2 protein-coding genes are annotated in these 3,530 nt (G+C 38.4%); both read right to left on the bottom strand.

The genetic code is table 11. The features are described 5' to 3' along the window. The coding region (locus tag MW688_RS05405; RefSeq protein WP_486734908.1) for a pentapeptide repeat-containing protein at nucleotides 1-2,082 on the bottom strand (2,082 nt) is incomplete at its 3' end. A gap of 532 nt (nucleotides 2,083-2,614) precedes the next feature. Beyond that, a partial coding sequence (locus MW688_RS05410; protein WP_486734909.1) for a pentapeptide repeat-containing protein occupies nucleotides 2,615-3,530 on the bottom strand: 916 nt, incomplete at its 5' end.

The raw sequence follows: 3,530 nt of genomic DNA on the forward strand, positions 1-3,530 counted from the left end.
TAAATGGGCATTTTGTAAATTGGCACCCACTAAATTGGCATTCTGTAAATGGGCAGCTTGTAAATCTCTTTGGGGCGTGGGATTATTAACAATATCCCAAACCTTACGCCATTTTTCCTCTATATAGGTTTTGGAGTCTAGTTTAACACCCTTTAAATCAACACCCTCTAAATGGGCACCCTCTAAATGGGCACCCTCTAAATGGGCACCCTTTAAATCAACACCCTCTAAATGGGCACCCTCTAAATGGGCACCCTCTAAATTGGCACCCTCTAAATTGGCATTCTCTAAATGGGCACCCTCTAAATTGGCATTCTCTAAATTGGCATTCTGTAAATAGGCACCCACTAAATTGGCATTCTGTAAATGGGCACCTTGTAAATCTCTTTGGGGAGTGGGATTATTAACAATATCCCAAACCTTACGCCATTTTTGCTCTATATAGGTTTTTTTGTCTAATTGAACACCCCATAACCTGGCACCCTGTAGATTAGCACCCTGTAAATTAGCATTATATAAATGGGCATTCTGTAAATCAGCACCCTGTAAATTAGCAGTCTGTAGATTAGCACCCTGTAAATCGGCATTATATAAATGGGAATTCTGTAAATCGGCATTTTGTAAATTGGCACCTTGTAAATCGGCATTCTCTAAATTGGCACCTTGTAAATTAGCATTCTCTAAATCGGCACCCTCTAAATGGGCACCCTGTAATTTGGCACCTGCTAAATCGGCACCCTGTAATTTGGTATTCTGTAAATAGGCACCCACTAAATCAGCAGACTGTAAATTGGCACCATGTAAATTAGCACCCTTTAAATTGGCACCATGTAAATTAGCACCCTTTAAATTGGCACCCACTAAATCAGCAGACTGTAAATTGGCACCTTGTAAATTCACATTCTGTAAATTCACATTCTGTAAATTGGCACTCTTTAAATTGGCACCCTCTAAATTGGCATAATATAAATTGGTATTGGTATTGCCGCAGAACAATTCGTAAAGCGTTAATAAATTAGCATGTTCTAAATTGGCACCCTTTAAATTAGCATAATCTAAACTAGCACATTCTAAATTAGCATGGGATAAATCGGCACCCTGTAAATCGGCATAATCTAAACGAGCACATTGTAAATTAGCATGGGATAAATCGGCACCCTGTAAATTGGCAGACTGTAAATTAGTATCTACATTCCCCTCCGCTAAAAAGCCACTCGTTAAATCGGCACCCTGTAAATCGGCACCACTTAAATTGGCACGCCATAAATTGACACCATGTAAATTAGCACCTTGTAAATTCACATTCTGTAAATCGGCACCCTCTAAATAGGCACGATGTAAATCGGCATTCTGTAAATTGGCACCACTTAAATTAGCACCACTTAAATTGGCACCATAGGAATCTTGATCAATTTCCCTTAAATAGGCACCACTTAAATTGGCACCACTTAAATTGGCACCACTTAAATAGGCACCACTTAAATTGGCACCACTTAAATTGGCATTCTGTAAATTGGCATCCCATAAATTGGCACCCCATAAATTGGCACCTTGTAAATTGGCACCCTCTAAATAGGCACCCTCTAAATTGGCAAACTCTAAATAGGCACCCTCTAAATAGGCACCCTCTAAATAGGCACCTCTTAAATTGGCATCATATAAATTAATCTCCACATTTTGATTATCTTGTCGCCAGTTATTCCAAATTCGAGTATGATGAGAAACAATAGCTACTAATACATCTTGGGTTCCACAGTGATTTAGGGCAAAAATAAGCAAAGATTCATCAATATCTGGTAAACTGATCAGACTAATCACAGTTTTTCTGGGCATATCTGCCAGTAAATTAGGATTGACTAATAGCATTAAATCAAATACAGCATTATTCAATAATTCTCTCGGAAAATCTTTCCCTAACTCCCATAAAACATCCTGGGGAGTATTAGGATTACTAACTAAGGCAATTCTAACTTCTGTTTGAGTATAACTTCGATAAATTTCCTGGAGACGCACTGGGGATGTTTCTGGGTTATTTACTTCTTGGATGACAATTTTTAATTGAGCAGATGATTCTGTAGTCATTTTTCTTACCAATTAATTGTGACTGAGAATTATTTAGTACAATTATACTAAAAGAATGGGAGACTGTGAGGAAAATTAAAGAGTTTTAGCAGCTAAAATTAAAATGAGCGATCGCCTCCAGGGCTGTTTCGTTCTTGACAAAGAAAATGGTGAGGAGGAGCACCGGAGCACCGGAGCACGGGAGCAGGGAGAGGGGATTTTTTGCTAATAATAAATCTCGGATTTATTTTTCTTTTAAAAAACATAGTAAAAAGCCTACCGTTTAAACGTTACATTTTGAAATAAAAAAATGAATGAAACAGCCCTGCGATCGCCTCAACTCAGCTCTTGCATATTTACCCAAAGTTACTGGTTGGAGTTGAGTTTTGAAGTAATGAGTTAAAGAATTAATGCGATCGCCTGGGAGAATTAGCAAGTCAAAAGGCTTATAGGGGCGATCGCATCTATGTCTAATTTACTTAATTTCTTCAATTTAATACTTTTTTCAATTAAATCCGTCTCCTTAGCTATCAGAAGATGTCTAGGTATTTATCTAGAATGAGATATCATCATCATCCTCTTCTAACTTAGCATCCTTTAAATTGGCACCCTCTAAATTGGCAGACTGTAATTTGGCACCCTGTAAATTGGCACCCTGTAAATTGGCAGACTGTAATTTGGCATTATATAAATTGGCACCCTGTAAATGGGCACCCTTTAAATTGGCAGACTGTAATTTGGCACCCTCTAAATCGGCACCCTTTAAATTGGCAGACTGTAAATTGGCACCCTGTAAATGGGCATTATATAAATTGGCACCCTCTAAATCGGCACCCTGTAAATTGGCACCCCCTAAATCGGCACCCCCTAAATTGGCACGCTCTAAATTGGCAGACTGTAAATTGGCACCCTCTAAATGGGCACCCTTTAAATTGGCATTCTGTAAATTGGCACCATATAAATAGGCACCATATAAATAGACACCCCATAAATTGGCACCTTGTAAATCTCTTTTGGGAGTGGGATTATTAACAATATCCCAAAACTTACGCCATTTTTTCTCTATATGGGTTTTGGAGTCTAGTTTAACACCCTGTAATTTGGCACCCTTTAAATCGGCACCCTTTAAATTGGCACCCACTAAATTGGCATCCTGTAAATCGGCACCATATAAATTGGCACCTTGTAAATTGGCATCCTGTAAATCGGCACCATATAAATCAGCAGACTGTAAATAGGCACCCACTAAATTGGCACCCACTAAATTGGCATCCTTCAAATTTTTTTGGGGAGTGGGATTATTGAGAATATCCCAAACTCTCAAGCATTTCTCTTCTATCTGGGTATTTTCGTTTAACTGAACATCTCTTAAATTGACACCATGTAAATTAGCACCTTGTAAATTCACATTCTGTAAATCAACACCCTCTAAATTGGCACGTTGTAAATTGACACCCCATAAATTGGCA

The sequence above is a fragment of the Johannesbaptistia floridana genome (assembly GCF_057440575.1).